Annotated in this window: 3 protein-coding genes; 2 read left to right on the top strand and 1 reads right to left on the bottom strand. The window is 65.6% G+C overall.

What is annotated here, in order from left to right; genetic code table 11:
- On the top strand, window positions 1-1,029 hold a 1,029-nt coding region (locus tag VKP01_RS06310; protein ID WP_324411314.1), incomplete at its 5' end, for a TIGR03808 family TAT-translocated repetitive protein.
- Between the two features lie 138 nt (window positions 1,030-1,167).
- Window positions 1,168-1,809, top strand: a complete 642-nt coding sequence (locus tag VKP01_RS06305) for a YitT family protein (RefSeq protein ID WP_324411313.1) — start codon at window positions 1,168-1,170, stop codon at window positions 1,807-1,809.
- Here the strand turns inward: VKP01_RS06305 and VKP01_RS06300 are convergent.
- Window positions 1,772-3,992: xanthine dehydrogenase family protein molybdopterin-binding subunit (locus tag VKP01_RS06300; protein ID WP_324411312.1), on the bottom strand; the 2,221-nt coding region annotated here is incomplete at its 5' end. The two genes, VKP01_RS06305 and VKP01_RS06300, sit on opposite strands and share 38 nt — an antisense overlap.

Raw genomic sequence — 3,992 nt, 5'->3', positions numbered from 1 at the left:
CTTCACGGGCGCGATCTCGCGCATGTGCGGCTCGCGGGCTTTGGCTTCGAAGGTGCTTCCGGTCATGCTGCGCCGCTCCTCCGGCTCGAGCAGGTCGCTGATTGCCGGTTGCTGGAGATCGCGGTCGACGGCGCAGCCGGCACGGCTTTCGATCTCAGCGGCTGTGGCGGCCTCGTTGCGCAATGCGCGATCAGCGGCGCGCGCATTGCCGTTTTTGCCAACGACTCGCGCGGCCTCTCCGTCACCGGCAACGTCATCCGCGATTGCACCGATAACGGGATCCTGGTCTGGCGCTCGTCGAAGGGTGATGACGGCACGCGCGTGCATGGCAACCGGATCGAGCGGATCGGCGCGGCGAGTGGCGGGTCGGGCGAATACGGTAATGCCGTCAACGTCTTCCGCGCGAGTGGCGTGATCGTCTCCGACAACGTGATCCGCGAATGCGCCTTCTCTGCCATTCGCAACAATGCCGGTGACCGGGTGCAGATGATCGGCAACAATTGTGCCGATTTCGGCGAGGTGGGGCTATTCACGGAATTCGCATTCGAGGGCTGCGTCATCGCCAACAATATCGTCGAGCGGGCGGCGAACGGAATCGTCTCGACCAATCTCAACGATACCGGGCGGCTGGCCGTGATCTCGGGCAATATCGTGCGCGGCAGCTTCCACCGTCCGGATCCGCTCACCGGCGAGATTCTCTACGGTATGGGCATCTATGCCGAGGCTGACGCCGCGATCACCGGCAATGTCGTCGAGGATGTCGAGGCAGCAGCAATCGGGCTCGGCTACGGGCCGTATCTGCGCGACGTCAGTGCGGCCAACAATGTGCTGCGCGATTGCGGTTACGGCCTCGCCGTGTCGGTCGTCGATGGCGTGGGGCGCGTTCAGATCACGGGCAATCTGATCTCCGGAGCGCGCGAGGCGGCGATCATCGGCCTGCGCTGGACGGAGCCGACGACGGGGGACCTCCTCGATGGGGCAGACACCGTGCCCGCGCATATTCTGCTCAACGGCAATCACGCGCATTGAGGCGATGCCGGCTTCGGATGGATGCGGGTCTGAGGGATAGTTTATCAATTCAGAGTTGTACACGTCTCGCTTTTTCGGCATGGGGCTTGCATTCTCACGCTGCATTGCAACATATTCTGCATTGCAGAGGATCATGTGATGAAAATGCGGGCAATATCGGACGAAGGCGATCCCGTGCAGGTAAAAGAGCGTCATCGGCTGTATGAAGACGCGATTGCGCTGGTGATCGGGACCCTGCTGGTCGCGCTCGGGATCACCTTCTATGCGCAGGCGGAAATCCTGACAAGCGGGCTCGCCGGGCTCTCGCTTCTGCTCGATTATGCAAGCGGTTACGGGTTCCCGGTAATCTTCTTTCTGATCAACGTGCCGTTCTTTCTGCTGGCGCTGCGGCGTCTGGGGCTGGCCGCAACCTTGCGGACCGTGCTCGCAATCGGTCTTGTCTCGGTCTTCACGCGGTATACGCCTGAATGGGTGCGCGTCGATGCGATCGAGCCGCTCTATGCGGCCGTGTTCGGCGGCGCGGTGACCGGTGTGGGACTGCTCGTGCTGTTTCGCCACCGTACCGGGCTCGGTGGCGTCAACCTCGTGGCGATCGACCTGCAGGAGCGCTTCGGCCTGCGCGCCGGTTATGTCCTGCTCGGGGTCGATCTCACCATCCTCGTCGCCGCCGCCTTTCACCTGCCGCCTGACAAGCTCGCGCTCTCGGTGCTCGGCGCCGGCGTTCTCAACATGATCCTCGCGCTTAACCACCGCCCGGAGCGCTATCGCGGGCGGAGCTGATCGCGGCGAAGACGCGGTCGGGCGTGGCCGGCATGTCGAGATGCCTGATGCCGTAGGCGCGATACAGGGCATCGACGACGGCGTTCATCGCCGCCGGGGTGCCGCCGATCGTGCCCGCTTCGCCCGCGCCCTTCATGCCGAGCGCATTCGTGGCGCAGGGCACGTTGCGCGTCTCGAAATGGAAGTTTGGCAGATCCGCCGCGCGCGGCAGCCGGTAATCCATCAGCGAGGCGGTGACAAGCTGGCCGCTCTCGTCGAAGACGACGCGCTCGTGCAGCGCCTGGCCGATCCCCTGTGCCAGCCCGCCATGGACCTGGCCGGCAAGGAGGAGCGGGTTCATGGTCATGCCGAAATCGTCGACGATGGTATAGCGCAGGATCTCGGTCTCGCCGGTCTCCGGATCAATCTCGACCTCGCAGATATGCGTGCCGTTGGGGTAGGTCGCCTCCGGCGGCTTCCACTTGAAATGCGTCTTCAGCGATGTGCCCGCATCAGCGGCCTGCGCGGCGATTTCGGTGAAGCCGATCGCCTTGTCGGTGCCTGCGACGCGCACGGTGCCGTCGCTGATCTCGACATCGCCCTCCGCCGCTTCGAGCATCCGCGCGCCTTCCTCGAGGAGCTTTTGGGCGAGTTCGCGCGAGGCGCCGTCCACCGCCGCGCCGCCGACGGGAACCGAGCGGGAGCCGCCGGTGCCGCCGCCGGTCTCGATCAGGGCTGTATCACCCTGGATGACGATGATCTTTTCCAGCGGCAGATCCAAATGTTGCGAGACGAGCTGGGCATAGGCCGTCATGTGGCCCTGGCCGTTCGACTGCGTGCCGATCAGAACCTCGACGCTGCCATCCGCCTGCATGCTGATATCGGCGCGCTCCGGGCTGCCGCCGGCGCAGGCCTCGATATAGGAGGCCATCCCGATGCCGCGCGCCTTGCCCGCCTTCTTCGAGGCGCGCGCGCGCTCCTTGAACCCGACCCAGTCGGCCACCTCCATGGCGCGGCGCATGGCGGCTTCGAATTCACCGGAATCATAGGTGCGACCCACTTGCGTTGTGTGCGGCATCGCTTCGGGTCTGATGAAATTCAGCGCACGCACCGCATCCGGGCTCTTGCCGATCTCGCGGGCAACATGCTCGACCAGGCGCTCGATGACATAGGCCGCCTCCGGGCGCCCGGCGCCGCGATAGGCGTCGATCGGCGGGGAGTTGGTGTAATACCCGCGCACTCGCGCATGCACGGCGGGAATGTCGTAGCAGCCCGGAGACATGCGCGCGCCGCCCCAAGGGATGAAGGGCGCGAATTGCGAAAGATAGGCGCCGAGGTCGGCGGCGATGTCGATCTTCAGCCCGAGAAAGCGCCCGCGCCGGTCGAGCGCGACTTCGGCGCGGGTGAGGTTGTCGCGGCCCTGCGCATCGCCGAGGAAATGCTCGCCGCGCTCGCCGATCCAGGCCACCGGGCGCCCGGTGACGCGGGCCGCGACGGCGCAGAGCGGATATTCGCGATAGACGAAGATCTTGGTGCCGAAGCCGCCGCCCACATCCGGTGTGATCACGCGCAGCTTCGCGCGATCGACCTTCAGGATATGGTCGGCGATGGTGTCGCGGATATCGTGGACGCCCTGGCTGCCGACGGTCATCGTCCAGCTCTCCTGCGCAGCATCGTATTCTGCGATACAGGCGCGCGGCTCCATGAAATTCGCGATCAGGCGGTTGTTGACGATGTCGAGCGCGACGGTGCGATGCGCCCTGGCGAAGGCTTTCTCGGTCTTTTGCGAATCGCCGTGATGCGAATCGAAGGCGAGATTGGTGCCGATCTCCGGCCAGACCAGCGAAGCGCCCTCCGCGCGGGCGCCCTCAATGCCGACGACAGGGTCGAGGGGATCGTAATCAACCATGACCGCTTCCGCCGCGTCGCGGGCCTGATCGGCGGTTTCGGCCACGATGAAGGCGAGCGCGTCGCCGACATGCCGGGCAACGTCGCTTGCCAGGACGGGGTAGGGCGGGACCGGCATTTTCGAACCGTCGCTGTTCTTCACGGCGCCGGGGCAGGGCAGGTCGCCCAGATCGGCGACATCGGCATGCGTCAGGATCGCGGCCACGCCGGGCATGGCGCGGGCCTCGTCGAGACCTGACAGCGTGAAGCGGGCATGGGCGTGGCTCGCGCGCAGCACTTGGGCGATCAATGCGCCC

The sequence above is a fragment of the Saliniramus sp. genome, from assembly GCF_035311605.1.
In the GTDB taxonomy this organism is placed as follows: Bacteria; Pseudomonadota; Alphaproteobacteria; order Rhizobiales; family Beijerinckiaceae; genus Saliniramus.
This window is presented reverse-complemented; position numbering and strand designations above follow the sequence as displayed.